Consider the following 17,078-nt stretch of genomic DNA (forward strand, 5'->3'; position numbering starts at 1 on the left):
CCGAGTCCTAAAATGTCGGTCGAACGCAGAGTCAATGTGTAATTGGCTCTGGATGATTACAGTTTGACTTGCAGGTTATCGATTAATCGCGCTTTACCACAATGAGCCGCCGCTAAAATAACGAGCTTTTTGTCATCTTCGCTGGCCGGTTGTAAGGTGCGAGCATGACAAATATGGATGTAATCGGTTTTTAAACCGGCGTTATCGATAAAATTAGCGGCTTTTTTTGCCAGACCAATAAAATCGTTATTATCTTTGATTTGTTCAGCAAGCCATTGAATATTTTGGCTTAGTGCCGGTGCGATTTTTTTTTCTTCTTCGGTTAAGTAACCATTGCGAGAACTTAACGCTAGGCCGCTGGCTTCTCTGACGGTTTCCACTGGGATAATTTCAATTGGCATCGACAGATCTTCTACCATGGTTTGGATCACTTGTACTTGCTGATAATCCTTTAACCCAAAACAAGCAACATCAGGCTGCACCAGGTTGAATAATTTACACACTACGGTGGCAACACCACGAAAATGTCCAGGACGGCTTTCACCACAATAGCCTTCAGATACATTAGGCACTTCAACAAAGCTTTGTTTATCTAAGCCTTTTGGATAGATAATTTCTGCTGTTGGTGTGAACAATAAGTCGGTGTTCGCGGCGACCAATTTTTGTTGATCATCTGCTAACGTTCTTGGGTAACTATCAATGTCTTCATTTTTACCAAATTGCATCGGGTTAACAAAGATACTGGCGACTACTTTATCTGCGTGTTTATGTGCTTCGGTGATTAATGCTATATGCCCAGCGTGTAAATTTCCCATAGTAGGCACGAAAGCAACTGTGAGTCCTTGTTGGTGCCAGGCTTTGATGGTTTGACGTAACTCTGCTATTTCACTGACTGTTTTCATCTGACTGCCTATTTAAAGATATGTTCATCGCCTGGGAAGTTGCCGTTTGTCACTTCTGATATGTATAATTCAATTGCCTTTTGTATATCGCCAGTATCGATAAGAAAGTTTCGGGAAAACTTCGGCATATAACTACAAGAGATGCCTAATGCATCATGCATTACCAAAATTTGTCCGTCAGTATCTTTGCCAGCACCGATGCCGATAGTCGGGATAGTCAATGCTTGAGAAATGGCTTTTCCAAGCCCTGCGGGAATACATTCTAATACCAAGAGTTGAGCACCGGCTGCTTCAAGTGCTTTTGCGTGGGCAATCATTTCTTCCGCTTTTGCCTGATCGCGACCTTGCACTTTAAAACCACCAAAGACATTGACTGATTGCGGCGTTAAACCTAAATGAGCACAAACGGGAATTCCACGTTCTACTAGTCCTCTGATGGTATCTTCAAGCCACAGACCTCCTTCAAGTTTCACCATGCTGGCACCTGCTTGCATTAGCTTAGCCGCGTTAGTGAATGCTTGCTCTTTGGTGGCATAGCTCATAAATGGCATATCACTGATAATGAGTGTATTTTCGACGCCCCGCTTAACGCACTGGGTATGATAGGCCATATGATCAATATCAACGGGCAGGGTATCATCTTGTCCTTGCAACACCATGCCTAAAGAATCACCAATTAAAATAGCGTGAATGCCAGCCTGATCAAATATTTTAGCAAAGCTTGCATCGTATGCGGTGATGGTTGAAATTTTTTCACCTTGCAGCTTCATTTTTTGTAAGGTTGCTGTGGTAACTTTTGCCATGCGAGTTCCATTATGTAAACAGGGAGGTTATTTTTATTGTTTGTCCCAAATAAGCTAAGTGCTCTATTCTAGCGTATTTCTAGTTGTTAGCTCAATTGGCTGTGTATCTTTAGTCCGTTTGATGGAATAGCTTTAGCGAGTTTACTAACGCTATCGCCATCTGGTAGCAATAGCCCGTCAGCTATTTCTGCTAACGGCAGCAGGACAAATTCCCGCTCTTTTAAGCCATAATGTGGCACAGTTAATCGCTCATTTTTGATTACTTGATTGTCAAATAGCAGGATATCAATATCTAGCACTCGTGCGCCCCAACGTTCATCTTTACGCACTCGTCCAGCTTTTTGTTCTATCGTTTGTAGTTGATCTAATAGTTCAAGCGGTGCAAGTTCAGTTTCCAGGGCAAGCACTGCATTCATATAATCTGGCTGATCTTGCGGCCCCATCGGGCGACTATGATAGAGCGACGATAGCTGAGTTATTTTGCTTTGCACAATGCCTTGAATGGCAATCACAGCTTGTCTGATTTGTTGTTCGGGATCAGCAAGGTTACTTCCTAATCCGATATAGGCAATACTCATTGTTCATTGGCCGTATTTTGTGTTTTAGGCTTACGTCGTTTTCTCGGGCTGCGGCGAGCACAGGTGCGGCCTATTGTCTTGACCATTTGTTGTTGGGTGTCATGACCTGTCGTTTGAAAGTCGGTCCACCATTTGGCTAATGCTATTAGTTGTGGATCTTGCTCTATTTCCGCACGTAATAGTAGAAAATCATAACCGGCTCTGAATTTTGGATGTTCAAAGGTCTTAAAGGCCTTTTTACCTTCTCGTTTAACAAGTTTATCTTGTAATATCCAGATATCTTTCATTACCGCTTGAAAGCGTTTTGGGATAGCGATGCTGCGTTGCTGCTCTGCCATTACTTCCCCTAAGGCGCTGAAAAATGCATCTTGTGGGCTTAGCTGAGCTTGTTGGCGTAATTGTTCAACTTGCTTTTGTAGCGGATACCACAACATCGCGGCAAATAAAAACGCCGGGGTAACCCGTTTGCTATTATTAATTCGGCTATCGGTGTTGTTTAGTGCTTTGCTAATAAACGCTTCAAGGTAAGGAAATTCTTGTTGGTTTGTCGATTGAGCGACAATAGGGAAGAAATACTTAAATAGTTGATAATGGCAAAGTTGTTGATAATTGCTAAAGGCCTTACCTGCTAGAAATAGTTTTAAGAACTCTTCGAACATTCTTGCTGGTGGAATATTTTCCAACAGTGGCGCTAATGTCGAGATTGGTTGCTCGGTCTCCGGTGCTATCTTCATATCAAGCTTAGTCGCAAAGCGGATCGCTCGTAGCATACGAACCGGATCTTCACGGTAGCGAGTTTCAGGGTCGCCAATTAAGCGAATAATACATGCTTTGATGTCGGCAAGACCATTGGCAAAATCATAGATCTTAAAATCAGCGCTTGAGTAATACAGGGCATTGATAGTGAAATCGCGGCGCTCGGCATCTTCCTCGATTGAGCCATAAATATTGTCACGTAACAACATGCCGTGTTCACTTTGTTTGGAGGTTTTCTGGCAGTCCTGTTGTTTTTTCGGTGCGCTGTCGTGATGCCCTCTAAAAGTAGCCACTTCGATGACTTCGCGGCCAAAGACAATATGGGCTAATCGAAAGCGACGACCGATTAAGCGGCAATTACGAAATAAACCTTTAATTTGTTCCGGGGTCGCGTTAGTCGCAATATCAAAATCTTTCGGTTCGAGGCCAAGTAAAATATCACGAACACCACCACCAACTAAGTACGCATCGTAGCCTGATTTATTCAGACGATACAGGACCTTAAGTGCGTTGGCACTGAGTAAGTTGCGAGAAACCGGGTGTTGATCTCTGGTATAAATTTGTGGCGATGGATAATGAGTAACAGCTTGTTTTTTTGATGCTGATTGACCTAAAACTTTTTTACACAGATTGATCACGCGTTTGATGACACTATACCTTAATAGACAATAATAAATTTTGATGGCAATTCTATAACAGCAAGCAACAAAAGAGAATGAAAAAACAGCAATGTGGTTATTTTAGCTTGGTCTAGCTAATCGCTATTTGTTGTTTTTTCGGCACTCGGACTATTTGCCAATGCTTAATGGCCCAGTTAATGATGTCGGCAACCGGATAAGAAATGAGCTCTGTGGGTGGTTGCTGTCCTAAAAAGTTTAACGCGGCAATCAGTGAAGGTTGAGGTTTGTGATTATCTATTGCTGGCGCTTTATTTTGTTTACTTAATTTATAACCCTCACTGGTTACTGCTAATGGTACATGAGCAAATTGTGGTGCGTTGGCATTTAAAATACGATAAAAGCTTAGTTGGCGGCAGCTGGGTTCTAATAGATCACAGCCTCTCACTACATGGGTAATTTGCTGGAAAATATCGTCGGCAACCACTGCTAGCTGATAAGCAAATAAGCCATCTTTGCGTAGAATAATAAAGTCTTCCTGGGCAAGTAAAGCATCGCAGTGAACTTCCCCCTGGATCAGGTCGTTAAATGTCGCTATACCATGTGGGTTGATAACACGAATGGCGTTATTGTCTGCCGGTAATGCTAAATCACGGCAGTGACCCTGATAAATACCACCACTGGCTTTTATTTGGGCGCGGGTACATTGACAATAATAGCATTGTTGCTGGGCAAATAGTTGTTGAATGAGTGCCTGATAACGCTGAGTTTGCTGGCTTTGATAAAAAACCTGTTCATCCCAATGTAAGCCATATGCATCTAAGGTATGTAAAATCGCGTCGCTGGCGCCTACTTGCTCCCGGGGGGGATCTATATCTTCAATGCGTACCAGCCAGCTGCCATTATGCTTTCGAGCATCAAGAAAACTTGCTAATGCACTGATCAAAGAGCCAAAATGAAGATTACCAGATGGAGAGGGAGCAAAGCGACCACGGTATTGTTGTGGTCGCTCAGTTATTTGAGTCATCGCTATTGTTGAGGAAAGAAATTAACCAGCGAGTTGACGTTCTTTAATTTCAGCTAACGTTTTACATTCAATGCAAAGGTCGGCTGTTGGGCGTGCTTCTAAGCGGCGAATACCAATTTCAATGCCACACGCTTTACAGAAACCGAAATCATCCTCTTCGATTAACTGTAACGTTTTTTCGATTTTCTTAATGAGTTTACGCTCACGGTCACGGGTTCGAAGTTCTAAACTGAACTCTTCTTCCTGCGCTGCACGGTCTACCGGATCCGGGAAATTAGCCGCCTCATCTTTCATATGAGTCACGGTACGGTCAACTTCTTCTCTCAATTGTACACGCCAAGCATCTAGGATTTTTTTGAAATGCTCTAATTGCTCAGGGTTCATGTATTCTTCGTTAGGTTTTTCTTGGTATGGTGCTACACCTGCCAAGGCTAAAATACCTAAAGCTTTTTGATTTGGCATGCTAAGTCTCCTAATGCTAAATAAACCAAATGTCCTGTTCTGTGGACGTCATTTGATTGCAAGTGCCAATTATAAATAGACCTGAAATATCAGAACTATATTGTGTTACAGCGAATAAAAATCAAGAAAGATTCAACAATTATTTAATTTTTAAATAAAAATCAACAACTTAACGAGATAAAAAATTTGAAGATATTGAAATATTCATCTGCAAGCCCACTTTTTTAGCAAGTTTTACCCTCACTCGTCAATGGTTAGGAGATTTTATTATTAAAATTTTGCTTGAGTGTATGGGCAAAGAGAGCTTAGTCGCTTTGGTTAGCTATTTGGTATTACTAAAAATTCATCACTATACTTAGGCTCAGTTAGGCTCAGGTTAACTCTTAGCCTTCTACTCTATTGTGCTTAAATTTTCACTGAAAGTCAGAGATCAAAATACAAAGCTAACAGAGCTCAGGAAATCAACACAGGGAGTTTTCTTTTGCAAAAAGTATTAGTGACACTGATGGCATTTTGCACGTATTTTTTACTTGTGCAATTTGGTCATCTATTTACTATCCCATTTGGTTTTGCCAGTCCTATCTGGCCGGTGTCTGGTGTTATTCTTGGCTTGTACTTAAGGTTTGGTGCGCCAGTACTCATTGGTGCTTTTGCCTCGGCATTAATAAGTTTTCATCAAGACAGTTTTATTGCCGCATTGCCGTTTTACGTTATTAGCTGGTTATCTGTGATCAGTGTGTTGCAGTTTATGTTGGCTAAACTGTTGGCGCAGCGATTTTGCGTGTTGCCTATTAACACCCATTTGCCCAGTGAAATTGTCAAATTTTTACTGTTAACCGGCCCAGTTGCTGTGTTGATCACCAGCTTAATGTCGATATTTACCTTGGCGTTCTCTGTACCAATTGAAACGGAGGTGTTGCTGTATATAGGGGCGGTTAAATGGATTGGCGATTTCATGAGTATTGTTTTTATTACGCCAGTTATTCTGTTTGTTACCACTAACTCTTTTGTGAAAAAAGCACGTCACTCAGCAGCCTCAACGTTGGCTAGTTTATTTTCTCTTAGCCTGATCAGCGTTATTTTTTTATTGTCTAACCAAAGTTTTCAGCAAAAAAAAATGCAGCAATTTGTCAATGCCACCGAGCCTTTTATTGATCATGTTGAATATGTTCAAAACAGTATCAAACAAAATCTTCATGCCTTGGATGGCTTATATCAGGCCAGTGAAAGTGTTACGCGCGATGAATTTAGATTATTTAGCGAAAATATTAAAAATCCTAATATTGAAATCCAAGGCATAGGCTGGTTACCGTTAATTCATCATAGTGAACGTCAGGCATTTGAAAAAAGTTTATCTGAATTAAATTTTCCAGTATCTACTATTCAAGCATTGACGCAGAGCGGTTTTTCAGTGGCACCTAAGCAGCCACTATATATGCCCATTTTTTTTATCGAGCCGATTGAACAAAATAAGTCGGCACTAGGTCTGGATGTTGCCAGTCACCCAATTGTAAAAGCTAGTGTTGATAAGGCGATTAGTATTCGTTCTTATGTTATAAGCCCTCTACTATCTTTAGTACAGCAGCAGGATAAATTTTCAGGCGTTGTAGTGTATTACCCAATATATAAACAGATTAATAGTGCCAATAAACAACAGTTTATTGGCTTGGTGGAAGTGGTGTTTGAGTTGGATTTATTATTGTCTAATTATTATCGACAGGCTGAAATTAAGCATTTTAGTTTCAGTTTTACTTATGGCAAAGACAATAGTTTTACTCATCAAGATTTTAATCCTGAGGCAATATTTACGCATAGCGCAGAGCTGGCCTTGTTTGATAAGCACGGCAAGCTTTATTTTACCAGTAGTGCGAGCTTTGAACGTGAGCTAACGGATTGGTTTAGTTTAAGCATGATGTTAGTTGGCTGCCTGCTTGGCGTAATATGTGTGATGTTTGTCTTTTTTATTATTACATTCAACCATTCTCTTAGTCGTAAGGTGAAAGAAAGTACTGCTAAGCTCACTAGTAAAAACGAAGAATTAATGATGGCTAATCAAGCGAAAAACCTTTTTTTAGCTAATATTAGTCACGAATACCGTACCCCGCTTAATGCCATCATTGGTTTTGCCGAAATAGCGCAACGTGAAACCCATGATATGAATACAAAAGAGTATTTGGCCAAGATCCGACATTCCTCCGATGTTTTGTTGAACATAGTTAATGATGTGTTGGATATCTCTAAAATTCAGGCCGGGGAGCTTAAGCTTGAGCAACGTCCGTTTCAGCCATCAGTCGTGACTTTATCAGTAATTGAAATGCTATTAGACAAGGCAAAAGAAAAATCAATATGCCTTGAACATAGCTTTAGTCCTGAGTTTTCTCTTTGGGTTTCTGGCGATGAAACTCGCTTTAAGCAGACCTTTATCAACTTACTTAATAATGCCATTAAATTTACCCATCAGGGGCGAATTTCGATTAAAGGTGAGGCTCAAAAAATCGCAGATAACACTTGCAAACTAACCATAGTGGTTGCCGATACAGGTATTGGTATTAGTGATGAAAATCAGCAGAGGATATTTACACCTTTTGCTCAGGCGGAAGCTTCTACCACTAGACAGTTTGGTGGTACTGGCATCGGGCTATCGATAGTAAAACAGTTATGTTTGATGATGGATGGTGACATCCACGTAACCAGTCAATTAGGCGAGGGAAGTACTTTTACTGTAAACCTTAAGCTACCTTGTGTACAAGCTCCTGAGAAGTCATTAGCCTCAAATGATGTTACTTTTCAAGCGGCTCACATACTGGTGGTTGAAGATAATAAAATCAATCAATTGATTGTTAAAAAGCAACTTGCTCCCTTAGGTGTGAGTTGTGTTTTTGCTAATGATGGTGAGCAAGCGCTTAGTTATTTGTCGACAGCGTGTCCTGATTTGATTTTAATGGATTTACAGATGCCTAATATGGATGGCTTTACTGCGTCGGCCATTATTAAAAAAAATCCAAGTTGGCAACAGATCCCGATTGTTATTTTAAGCGCCAGTGTTGGTAAACAGGACAAGGCTAAGGCAGCTGAACTTGGCATAAACGACTTTATACATAAGCCATTTCAACAGGCAGATCTGATCACAATATTAAGTAAGTATCTGCGTCAAAGCGAGGTTGCGAATCCTTCTCTCAATATTGAACAAGAATCAATAAATTGATAATGAGCAAGTAGATCTACTTTAAATTCAATCACCTGCACGCCACTTTTAAGTGCCAGATCAAACGCCTGCCCGTAGTCATTATCTATATGTCGAGCGATAGTGACCGAATGAATGCCCGAGTGTAATATGGCGAAGAGCAATACCGCTCTATGACCCGACTTACTCATTTCACTAAGTTCCCTCAGGTGCTTTTGCCCTCGAATTGTGACGGCATCAGGAAAATAGCCTTGGTTTTCTTGCAGCAAAGTAGCACTTTTTACTTCAACATAAGTATTGCCGCTGTTATCGGCTGGTTTATCAGTAGACAGTAAAAAATCAATTTTACTCTTTTCTTCACCATAGCTGACTTCGCGTTTTAGTGAGTTAAAGCCACTAAGTTCTTTAATGCGTTGATTGAGCAATGCCTGCTCGATAAATTGGTTAGCGCGAATAGTGTTGACACAAATCAGATCACCATTAGGTTTTTCTGTTAACTCCCAACTCATTGGGTATTTACGCTTTTTATTGGTTGATGTACTGTACCAAACGATGTCTCCAGGATCGGCACAGCCGGTCATTGCACCGGTATTGGCGACATGGATGGTCGTTACTGTACCATCGTCTAATTTTACATCGGCAAGAAAGCGTTTGTAACGTTTAATGAGTGTCGCTTTATTAACGGCTATTTTCATTAGTATCTCACGTGCTAAACATTAACTTTATAGTTAAGGTCTTTAACTTCATCACCGGTAATGCCCCGAAACCCCCATTGATAAGGTGCCTGTTCTTTAATAATGATTTCAATATCAACAGGGGCTATAGCCAACTGGTGTTCTATTTCTTCAAACAGCGCTTTGATAAGCTTTTTCTGCGTTTCTACTTGACGGCCTGCCATCATATTGATTTCGATTACCGTATAGCTGTCAGTACGTCCGCCAGGATAGTAAAAATCTTCTTTTGCTAACGGAATAAAGCGATGGGCACGCTTATCTTCAGGCATGCCTAGTACAGACTGCATACATTGGTGGATTACATCGGATAGCTTAGCTTTTATCGGGTTTAACTGCTCTTTAATACCATAAATTACGATCATATTTTATTCTTAATAATGTCGGTGCTGTTAGGCGTTATCGGTTAAGCTTGCTTGGTATTCATTAAAACCTTCTTCGATAGCCGGGAAAATATCAACAATCTCAAAGTAGGGAACAGTAAATATTTTACTGTCTCTTAGTGCATCGATTAAGAAGTAGTAATCCTGAATTACTTCTGTTTCATATACTGCGATATCACTGCATTTAGTTGTAAAGGCTTCTGCGTCGTATAAACGTAGGGAAACACTGGGGTAACGGGCAAAAATCTCTCCCAGAGTATGGGTAAAATATTCATTTCGCGCAGTTCTGCTTAGAGATAACCATTCTTTAGTGGCATTCATATGAACAAAAAAGGTGTATTTTCTTGGCATAACGGTCCTTTAATTTACAATTAGATAAAGATCTTGGTTAATAACCATCCATAATTCACTAATATCTCATAAATTCAAATGCTTAAAAAGAGTAATTTATTACTGTCTATTATCTGCAAGCTGGACAAGGGGTTAATTTGTTAGGTCAGTAGTGCAATTGACTTGTCACTATGGTTTTTACCGTGCATCTTGCTGACAAATCTCATATTATTTAGTTAGAGCAATTTAGCGGTGAGAAAGAATGACACAAGTAGCTTCAATAGTATTAACTTTTGAAAAACAAACCAATGACTGGCAGCAAGATAAAATCATTCAGATAGTTGGCGAGGTTATTTATATTTATTTAGCCGAAAATGATGAATATGCCTTGCGTCAAATTCAAATGGCGGCGCGTAGTATTGAGAAACTGGGTATTGAACACGCAAAATTAACTGGCTCGCACTGGCAACCGGAAAGTCAGTGGGCATTTGCCTTAGGTTTTACCTGTGTTGGTAAACTGTGTAATCTGGAATTTACAGGGACCAGTGAAGAAATTAACCGTTTAAATGATAAATTAGCGGTGTTTGCCTGGGCGCGAGATCTCACTAACCATACGCCAGCGCAATTACCGCCGCAGCAGTTGGCGCAGGCAGCCATAGATTATATTCAGGCACAGGCTCCTGCATATATTTCAAGTACACTAATTTGTGGTGATGAACTGGCTGAACAAGGTTGGATGGGAATTCACAATGTTGGCAAAGGTAGTATTAATCCTCCTTGTTTATTAGAGCTCGACTTTAATCCGACGCAAGATAAAGAAGCACCAGTAAAGGCCTGCTTAGTAGGTAAGGGCATTACTTTCGATAGTGGCGGCTATAGTATTAAAAGTAGCGCGGGTATGTTTGATATGAAGGCTGATATGGGGGGCGCTGCGGTGGTTGCTGGAGCGTTAGCATTAGCTATTCGTCAGGGGTTGCAGCAGCGGGTAAAACTGATCTTATGTTGTGCCGAAAACCTGATTTCAAATAATGCCTATAAACTCAGTGACATTATTACTTATAAAAATGGTGTCACCTGTGAGGTAGCGAATACCGACGCTGAAGGCCGTATTGTTTTAGCGGATGGCTTATTATTAGCTTCACAAAGTCAACCTGAAATGGTCATTGATGCGGCAACATTAACCGGTGCGGCAGTGATGGCAACTGGTGGTGATTATACGGCGTTATTTGCTCTGGACCAAAAATTAGCGAAGCAAGCACAATTAACGGCGGAAAGTGTCAACGAGCCATTATGGCAACTACCATTAGCTCCTTGGCATCAAACAAAATGTCCATCAGTTTTTGCCGATACTGCTAATAGTCGTACCCAAAAGGGAGGCGGTGCTGGTGGTGCCAGTAATGCTGCCGGGTTCTTATCGCGTTTTGTTGATAATAATGGTCAAGGTTGGCTGCATTTTGATTTGGCCGCTGCTTATAACGGTTCTGCCAATGAAATGTGGGCAGCAGGGGCAACTGGACTAGGTATTGCTACTATTGCTGAATTAATTCGTTAGTAACCATATTACGTCAGGTTTGTATAAAAAAGGTCTAACAAATAGTTAGACCTTTTTGGTTGAATAATATGATTGCTTTAGCTGATGACTACTTCATTATCTTCGATATAGCTGATTAACCAGTTTTTAGCGCTGTCGATATCACTAAAAACATGAAAGGGTAAATTGCAGGTTTGGTAGATCCTTCTTAATTGCATTTGTTGGATATCAGCAGAGTTACTATTTAGGATCACGCTGGCGTTGGCTATCATCCCTTTATTCATGCGGTAGCGGGTAACGTCGATTAATGCTTGCTCGGCATCTGGTGTGAAAATACTGTTGCCATAAAAAGTGACTAAAATTCCCCAGGTTCTGCCAGCAAAATTGTCACAGGCTTGATACATTTCTTGCACATAGGCCTGCGCCGTTACTTCATTAAATGGGCCATGAGCATCAACAAGCAAAATATTGTCTTGTGGTTCTATTTTATAGCTGCCATGTGCTGCTAGTTTCATCTTGACTCTCTTTAACAAAAAGTGAATCTAGTATTAACAATAATTTTAAAGTTTGCCAAGTAAGCAGATTTTCGCCAACAATCAAATTTTTAATGTTTTAAAAAAACAATGAGTTATTTTTGTACTAACGACCAAGTTTTTAGTGGAATATAGCTAACACCATCGGGAGTGGATTTTGAATGGTATAAGCTAAAGCTGTTAATGGTTAAATCTAGCTGACACTTTGAATTATCAGGTAATGATTTTGCTTTGCGATAAATAGTGATATGTGGATGATATTGTCGACTTTCTTGAATGATGCCTAGCTCAATTGCCTGTTGTGATAGCAGAGTCGCAAGTTTTATCAAGGGCTTCGGAAAATGCTGACAGCCGAGGTACAAAGCCTTGGCTTTTTTAAATAAGGCTAATTGGTTGCAATCAATATTAAAGTGTTTTTTTGGCTGTGAAGTTTGCGGCAAAAACTGCTGGTCGCAAAATTCCATCAATGTCTGTTGCTGTTCTGGCTCAACCATGCCCAAAAACGCCAGTGTGATATGTAAATTTTCGCTTTTTACCGGTTTTGCTGTTAGTGACAGATGTTGCTCTCGCCATAACGTTATGGTGTGTTTATCGGTGTCGTTAAGATCTAAGGCAAAGAACAGGCGTTTCATGGCTTAAAGTAATAAAAAATGCGTTAGTGTATCCTAATATAAACTAACGCATTAATGAAGATGTGTGAACATGCCGTTTTAGGCAAAACAGCTGATGGTTTTTAGCTGTTATTTAGCGTCAAACTGCCAGACACTGACCGAGCCAGAAATTTCATTACCGACAACTAACATCGCTGCCGAGCTTTCCGTTGACGGGATAAATTTCATCCCTTCTGGGGCTAAATCACCGGTGATTTCTGCACCTTCTGTGGTGCCGCGGTTAATGAAATAATCAACAAACTGTACATTAAACGGGTTGCTGATGTCATAAACCATGATGCCTGACATTCGCTCTAGCCCTACGAACGCATAGCTACGTTCACCGATTTTGCCTAAAGCCAGCGCTTCGGGTTCAGCACCTTTAGCATCAGAACGGGTATCACCTTCATTGGCATCTTCATCATTGTTAAATGTCGAGCCATGGATTGCTGCTGTGATTTTGCCAATCTGATCACCTGAGTCAAAAACCAGCTCGCCGCTTGCATCCCAAATGGAAAATGAGCGGGCACCATAAGTGTATAACTTGTCGTAATCACCGTCATTGTCTGTATCGCCCTTAATAACTGAAACTTTTAAGCGGCCAAGATCTGAATCATCATTATTAACATCTGAAAATGCCTGTGGATCCAGAGCTAAGTCTTCAGCGCGACTTTCATCACTATAAGATAAACAACCGTCGTCTTCGTCATAATCGATACCGCCTGAACTCATACACTCTTCTTCACTTGCTGCGTCGAAGAAATACTCACGACCATCGCCTTCGTTAGCACTAACGATAAAGTTTGCCCCTTGCCACTGATAGCTAGCAATAGTATCGGGTTGATACATACCGTAGAGATTTTGGTAGCTACGGAAATTGATGGCATCGTCTTTATCTGAAGCATCTAAGGTACTGTTTGCCCAAGATTTAAGGCCCAAGCCCTGGATTTTCACCAAGCTGTCTGAATCTAAATCAACAATTGCTATCGCGTTATTTTCCTGCAGGGAAACAAAAGCGATTTTACTATCGGCGCTGATAGTGACATATTCAGGCTCCAAGTCCATGGCAACCGTAGTATTGATGGTTTGCCCTTTAATTACACGACCACTAGGATTTGGAAACATGGTACCTTGTGCTTCCAGCATCGCTTGCTTATCATTATATGCGCTAAAGCCGATATTAATGGCGCTGTCAGCAATTACACCGTTAGCAATATTGATAATAGAAATGCTGCCTTCTGGATCGACAAGGTAGTCGCCGCTAGGCTCTCCTTCATTGGCAACAACAACTTTGCTGCTATCTGGTGAAAATGCCACCATATCCGGCAGATAGCCAACGTCGATATTTTTAATAAATACCGGGCTGGCGCCTGAAATATCATAAAAGGCAATCTGGCCTTTAACGCCAGTCTCATCAGCAGCCATGGCTACGGCAAGCATTGCTAAATCATCGGAAATCGCAATTGAATTAGCGTCACCTGCGGTGTGCTCTGATAAATCAATTTGTGCAACTGTTGCCATATTGGTATTGGTGATAATACCCTCAGCATCTTGCGTAAGCTCGCTAGCATCTGCGTTTGCCAAATCAAGAACATTGACCGTCGCCAGATCACCTGAACTGTTAATCGCGTAAACCCAGCCGGTAGATTTTTGATATTGTACGATTTCAGCAGCGCCTTCTGGTGACTCTGCATTTAATACTGCGCGAGCTATTAAAGTTGGATTTAAACTCACCGGTGCATTGTGACCGTCTGCACCACTATCGCCTTGTGGTCCTTGCACTCCGGCTACACCATCACTACCGTCTTTGCCATCGTCACCACCACAAGCTGCAAGTGCTAGTGTGATGACACTCGCTAAAGATAATTTTTGTAAGTTGTTCATTATTAACCTGGCTATTGTTATTAAAACGGCTACTGTATGACCTGAAGATGACACTTTATGGTCAGTATTGTGATAGTGAAGTGATACTAATGTGAAAGTTTTGCTACCACTTGGCATTTAACTTTACAATATAGTGATGTTGTTGCTGCGATTTTGTTATGCCATTGTCACTACCTATTGAAGAAATAAAAACAGAATTTATCCATGCGCTTGAGCATCATCAGACGGTGATACTTTCCGCAGAGCCCGGTGCCGGTAAATCTACCCGTTTGCCATTGTGGCTACTGGAAGATAGTGCCAATATTTCAGGTAAAATTTATCTGTTACAGCCGCGCAGAGTGGCAGTAAAAAATATTGCTTATTATTTAGCTGAGCAGCTCGGTGAACCTGTTGGTCAGTCAGTAGGTTATCGATTACGCAATGAGGCTAAAACTTCCAGCCAAACTCGCCTGGAAGTGGTTACGGAAGGCATTTTAGTGCAGATCATGCAAAATGATCCTGAATTGGCTGAAACTAGTATTGTCATCTTAGATGAATTTCATGAACGTTCCTTACAAGCGGATCTGGCATTTGCCCTGGCGCGTGATATCCAGCAAGGATTGCATGAAGAGCTAACGCTGATTTTAATGTCTGCAACTTTAGCGAGTAAAGAATTGCAACAGACTTTGCCGGATGCCGTAGTGCTCAGTAGTCAAGGACGAAGTTTTCCGGTTGATGTTATTTATCGTCCTCCTGCGAATATGCGCTTGTGGCGCGAGCATCTGCTGAAAGTGCTCAAACAAAGTCTTAGTGAATATGCTGGCTCGATTTTAGTATTTTTGCCCGGCAGTGGTGATATTCGCTACCTCGTTGAGCAGTTAGTGGAATTGGCATCGGACAAATTATTGATCTGTCCGCTCTATGGTGATTTAACCCTTAATGAGCAGCAACAAGCGATTGCTCCCTGTAATCATGGATGTCGCAAAATAGTACTTGCCACCAATATTGCCGAAACCAGTTTAACGATTGAAGGCATTAATTTAGTGATTGACAGTGGGTTGGAAAAAGTTGCGATTTACGATGACAGCACGCTTACCAATAGATTAGTGCAGCGCAATATTGCCAAGTCTTCTGCTATTCAGCGCGCCGGTCGGGCTGGGCGAGTTGCCGAGGGAACTTGTATTCGGTTGTTTGCTGAAGAAGAATTCCATCGTCGTAACAGTCAAAGTGAGTTACCGATTATCCAAGCGGATATTCTGCCTTTAGTTATTGAAGCGGCGCGTTGGGGAGTGAGCCGGTTAAGTGACTTGCCATTATTAGATTTACCTATCCCACTAAGTGAAACTATTGCCTGGCAAGCGTTATTTGATATTGATGCTGTTGATAGTAAGCACAAACTCACTGAGCATGGCACACAGCTGGCGAAATTGCCTTGTCATCCACGCTTTGCCCATATGATTATTCGCGCCAGAGAGCTTGAGCAGGACCATCAGTGCCTGGGGTTAGCTTATTTAGCATGTTTGCTGGCGGCATTACTGGAAGAGCGTGATATTTTTACTGCCACACAAGCTGAAGGTTGTTGTGATATTAACCAGCGAATACAACTATTAGTTGCTAGTAAAAATTATCGCCATCGGCAAATTATCCAGCAGGCGAAGCGCCTGGCGAAAATGATTAATAGTAAAATGGCAGAACAATTGCCATTAGATAAAATCGGTATTTTGCTATTTCTCGCTTACCCAGAACGCTTTGCTAAACGTCGCCAGCATGGCGGTGAATATCTAGCCAGCTACGGTAAGGGCTTACAGTTAACACTACAAGATGCGTTGATTAATGAAGAGTATCTGGTGGCGGCTGTGGTTTCTGGCTATCGCGGCACGTTACAAATTCGGTTGGCAGCGCCAGTTGATGTTAATTTGCTGCAACATTGGCAGTTAGTGACAGAGACAGAGCAGCAAGTATGCGCTTACCAAGCTGACCGTCAACGAATTATCGCGGTGCATCAGAAAAAGCTCGGTGGTATTGTTATCGAACAAAGCAATATTAAATCCAGTATCAGTGAGCAACAGGCAGCAGCAGTATGGCTAGAGCAAATTGCTAAACAGGGGTTGAGTTTTTTGAACTGGCAAACACAGGATCAGGAATTAGTGCTGCGTTGGCGTTGGCTCAATCAAACTCAGCAACAAAGCCAATTGCCGGATATCAGTGAAGCTACATTATTAAATAGTTTAGCACTTTGGTTACAACCGTTTTTAACGGGGATTTTTACTAAAGCCGAGCTTAACAAACTGAATGTTTCAACAATGTTGTTGTCAATGCTGGATTATTCACAGCAGCAGTTACTCGACAATTTAGCGCCGAGCTATTTTATCGGACCAACCGGGCGAAAGTGTCCGATCCGTTATAGTCTGGAGCAAACACCGATTGTTTCTCTGCCGATGCAGGAAGTTTACGGCATGAATGCCAGCCCTGTTGTTGGGCAAGGGCAACAGCAAGTTAATTTAACCTTGGAACTGTTATCTCCGGCGCAACGTCCGATACAGGTCACCAGTGATTTAGCTGGTTTCTGGCAAGGTAGCTATAGAGCCGTGCAAAAAGAGATGAAGGCCAAGTATCCTAAGCATTATTGGCCAGACGATCCGGCCAATGCAACGCCAACTAATAAAACTAAACGACATTTGTCGCTTTAGTTTCGTGCAGAATTTTTACTATGGAAAAAATTTATCTG

Annotated in this window: 15 protein-coding genes; 3 read left to right on the forward strand and 12 right to left on the reverse strand. The window is 41.4% G+C overall.

The features are described 5' to 3' along the window. Positions 1-56: 56 nt before the first annotated feature. The 6 genes from panC to dksA all read right to left on the reverse strand — a co-directional run bounded on the left by panC (position 57) and on the right by dksA (position 5,145). Positions 57-902, reverse strand: a complete 846-nt coding sequence (gene panC, locus QQK06_RS11805; RefSeq protein WP_284244886.1) for a pantoate--beta-alanine ligase — start codon at positions 900-902, stop codon at positions 57-59. Between the two features lie 8 nt (positions 903-910). Next, complete coding sequence (panB, locus tag QQK06_RS11810; protein ID WP_284244888.1) at positions 911-1,705, reverse strand: 3-methyl-2-oxobutanoate hydroxymethyltransferase; 795 nt, start codon at positions 1,703-1,705, stop codon at positions 911-913. Positions 1,706-1,791: 86 nt separating this feature from the next. Further along, positions 1,792-2,283 (reverse strand): 2-amino-4-hydroxy-6-hydroxymethyldihydropteridine diphosphokinase, encoded by a 492-nt coding sequence (gene folK / locus QQK06_RS11815; RefSeq protein ID WP_284244889.1) that lies wholly within the window; start codon positions 2,281-2,283, stop codon positions 1,792-1,794. Continuing rightward, positions 2,280-3,677 carry a polynucleotide adenylyltransferase PcnB gene (gene pcnB / locus QQK06_RS11820; RefSeq protein WP_284244890.1) on the reverse strand — a complete coding sequence of 466 codons (1,398 nt, stop codon included), beginning with the start codon at positions 3,675-3,677 and terminating at the stop codon, positions 2,280-2,282. The genes folK and pcnB overlap by 4 nt, the downstream gene beginning before the upstream one ends. Before the next feature lie 112 nt (positions 3,678-3,789). Next, positions 3,790-4,683: a tRNA glutamyl-Q(34) synthetase GluQRS gene (gluQRS, locus tag QQK06_RS11825; RefSeq protein WP_284244891.1), complete on the reverse strand. Its 894-nt coding sequence runs from the start codon at positions 4,681-4,683 to the stop codon at positions 3,790-3,792. 21 nt (positions 4,684-4,704) lie between these two features. Next, complete coding sequence (dksA, locus tag QQK06_RS11830) at positions 4,705-5,145, reverse strand: RNA polymerase-binding protein DksA (RefSeq protein ID WP_284244892.1); 441 nt, start codon at positions 5,143-5,145, stop codon at positions 4,705-4,707. A gap of 481 nt (positions 5,146-5,626) precedes the next feature. Here dksA and QQK06_RS11835 point away from each other — a divergent pair, with 481 nt between their 5' ends. After that, positions 5,627-8,350, forward strand: a complete 2,724-nt coding sequence (locus QQK06_RS11835; RefSeq protein WP_284244893.1) for a CHASE domain-containing protein — start codon at positions 5,627-5,629, stop codon at positions 8,348-8,350. Here QQK06_RS11835 and sfsA read toward each other — a convergent pair. The 3 genes from sfsA to QQK06_RS11850 are packed head-to-tail and all read right to left on the reverse strand — an operon-like array spanning position 8,296 to position 9,794. Then, complete coding sequence (gene sfsA / locus QQK06_RS11840; RefSeq protein ID WP_284244894.1) at positions 8,296-9,024, reverse strand: DNA/RNA nuclease SfsA; 729 nt, start codon at positions 9,022-9,024, stop codon at positions 8,296-8,298. The two genes, QQK06_RS11835 and sfsA, sit on opposite strands and share 55 nt — an antisense overlap. Positions 9,025-9,038: 14 nt before the next feature. Continuing rightward, positions 9,039-9,425, reverse strand: a complete 387-nt coding sequence (locus tag QQK06_RS11845; RefSeq protein WP_284244895.1) for a tautomerase family protein — start codon at positions 9,423-9,425, stop codon at positions 9,039-9,041. Between the two features lie 27 nt (positions 9,426-9,452). Beyond that, positions 9,453-9,794, reverse strand: a complete 342-nt coding sequence (locus tag QQK06_RS11850) for a darcynin family protein (RefSeq protein WP_284244896.1) — start codon at positions 9,792-9,794, stop codon at positions 9,453-9,455. A gap of 241 nt (positions 9,795-10,035) precedes the next feature. Here QQK06_RS11850 and pepB point away from each other — a divergent pair, with 241 nt between their 5' ends. Then, complete coding sequence (gene pepB, locus QQK06_RS11855) at positions 10,036-11,325, forward strand: aminopeptidase PepB (protein WP_284244898.1); 1,290 nt, start codon at positions 10,036-10,038, stop codon at positions 11,323-11,325. 77 nt (positions 11,326-11,402) lie between these two features. Here the strand turns inward: pepB and QQK06_RS11860 are convergent, their stop codons facing one another. The 3 genes from QQK06_RS11860 to QQK06_RS11870 all read right to left on the reverse strand — a co-directional run bounded on the left by QQK06_RS11860 (position 11,403) and on the right by QQK06_RS11870 (position 14,371). Beyond that, positions 11,403-11,819, reverse strand: coding sequence for a hypothetical protein (locus tag QQK06_RS11860; protein ID WP_284244899.1), 417 nt, complete (start codon positions 11,817-11,819; stop codon positions 11,403-11,405). A gap of 113 nt (positions 11,820-11,932) precedes the next feature. Next, complete coding sequence (thpR, locus tag QQK06_RS11865) at positions 11,933-12,469, reverse strand: RNA 2',3'-cyclic phosphodiesterase (protein ID WP_284244900.1); 537 nt, start codon at positions 12,467-12,469, stop codon at positions 11,933-11,935. Positions 12,470-12,577: 108 nt separating this feature from the next. Continuing rightward, on the reverse strand, positions 12,578-14,371 hold the full coding sequence (locus QQK06_RS11870; protein ID WP_284244901.1) for a choice-of-anchor I family protein: 1,794 nt from the start codon (positions 14,369-14,371) through the stop codon (positions 12,578-12,580). 158 nt (positions 14,372-14,529) lie between these two features. Between QQK06_RS11870 and hrpB the strand changes: the two genes are divergently transcribed. Beyond that, positions 14,530-17,040, forward strand: a complete 2,511-nt coding sequence (gene hrpB / locus QQK06_RS11875) for an ATP-dependent helicase HrpB (protein WP_284244902.1) — start codon at positions 14,530-14,532, stop codon at positions 17,038-17,040. Positions 17,041-17,078: the final 38 nt, after the last annotated feature.

It is taken from the genome of Thalassotalea insulae (assembly GCF_030161395.1).
GTDB lineage: Bacteria > Pseudomonadota > Gammaproteobacteria > Enterobacterales > Alteromonadaceae > Thalassotalea_E > Thalassotalea_E insulae.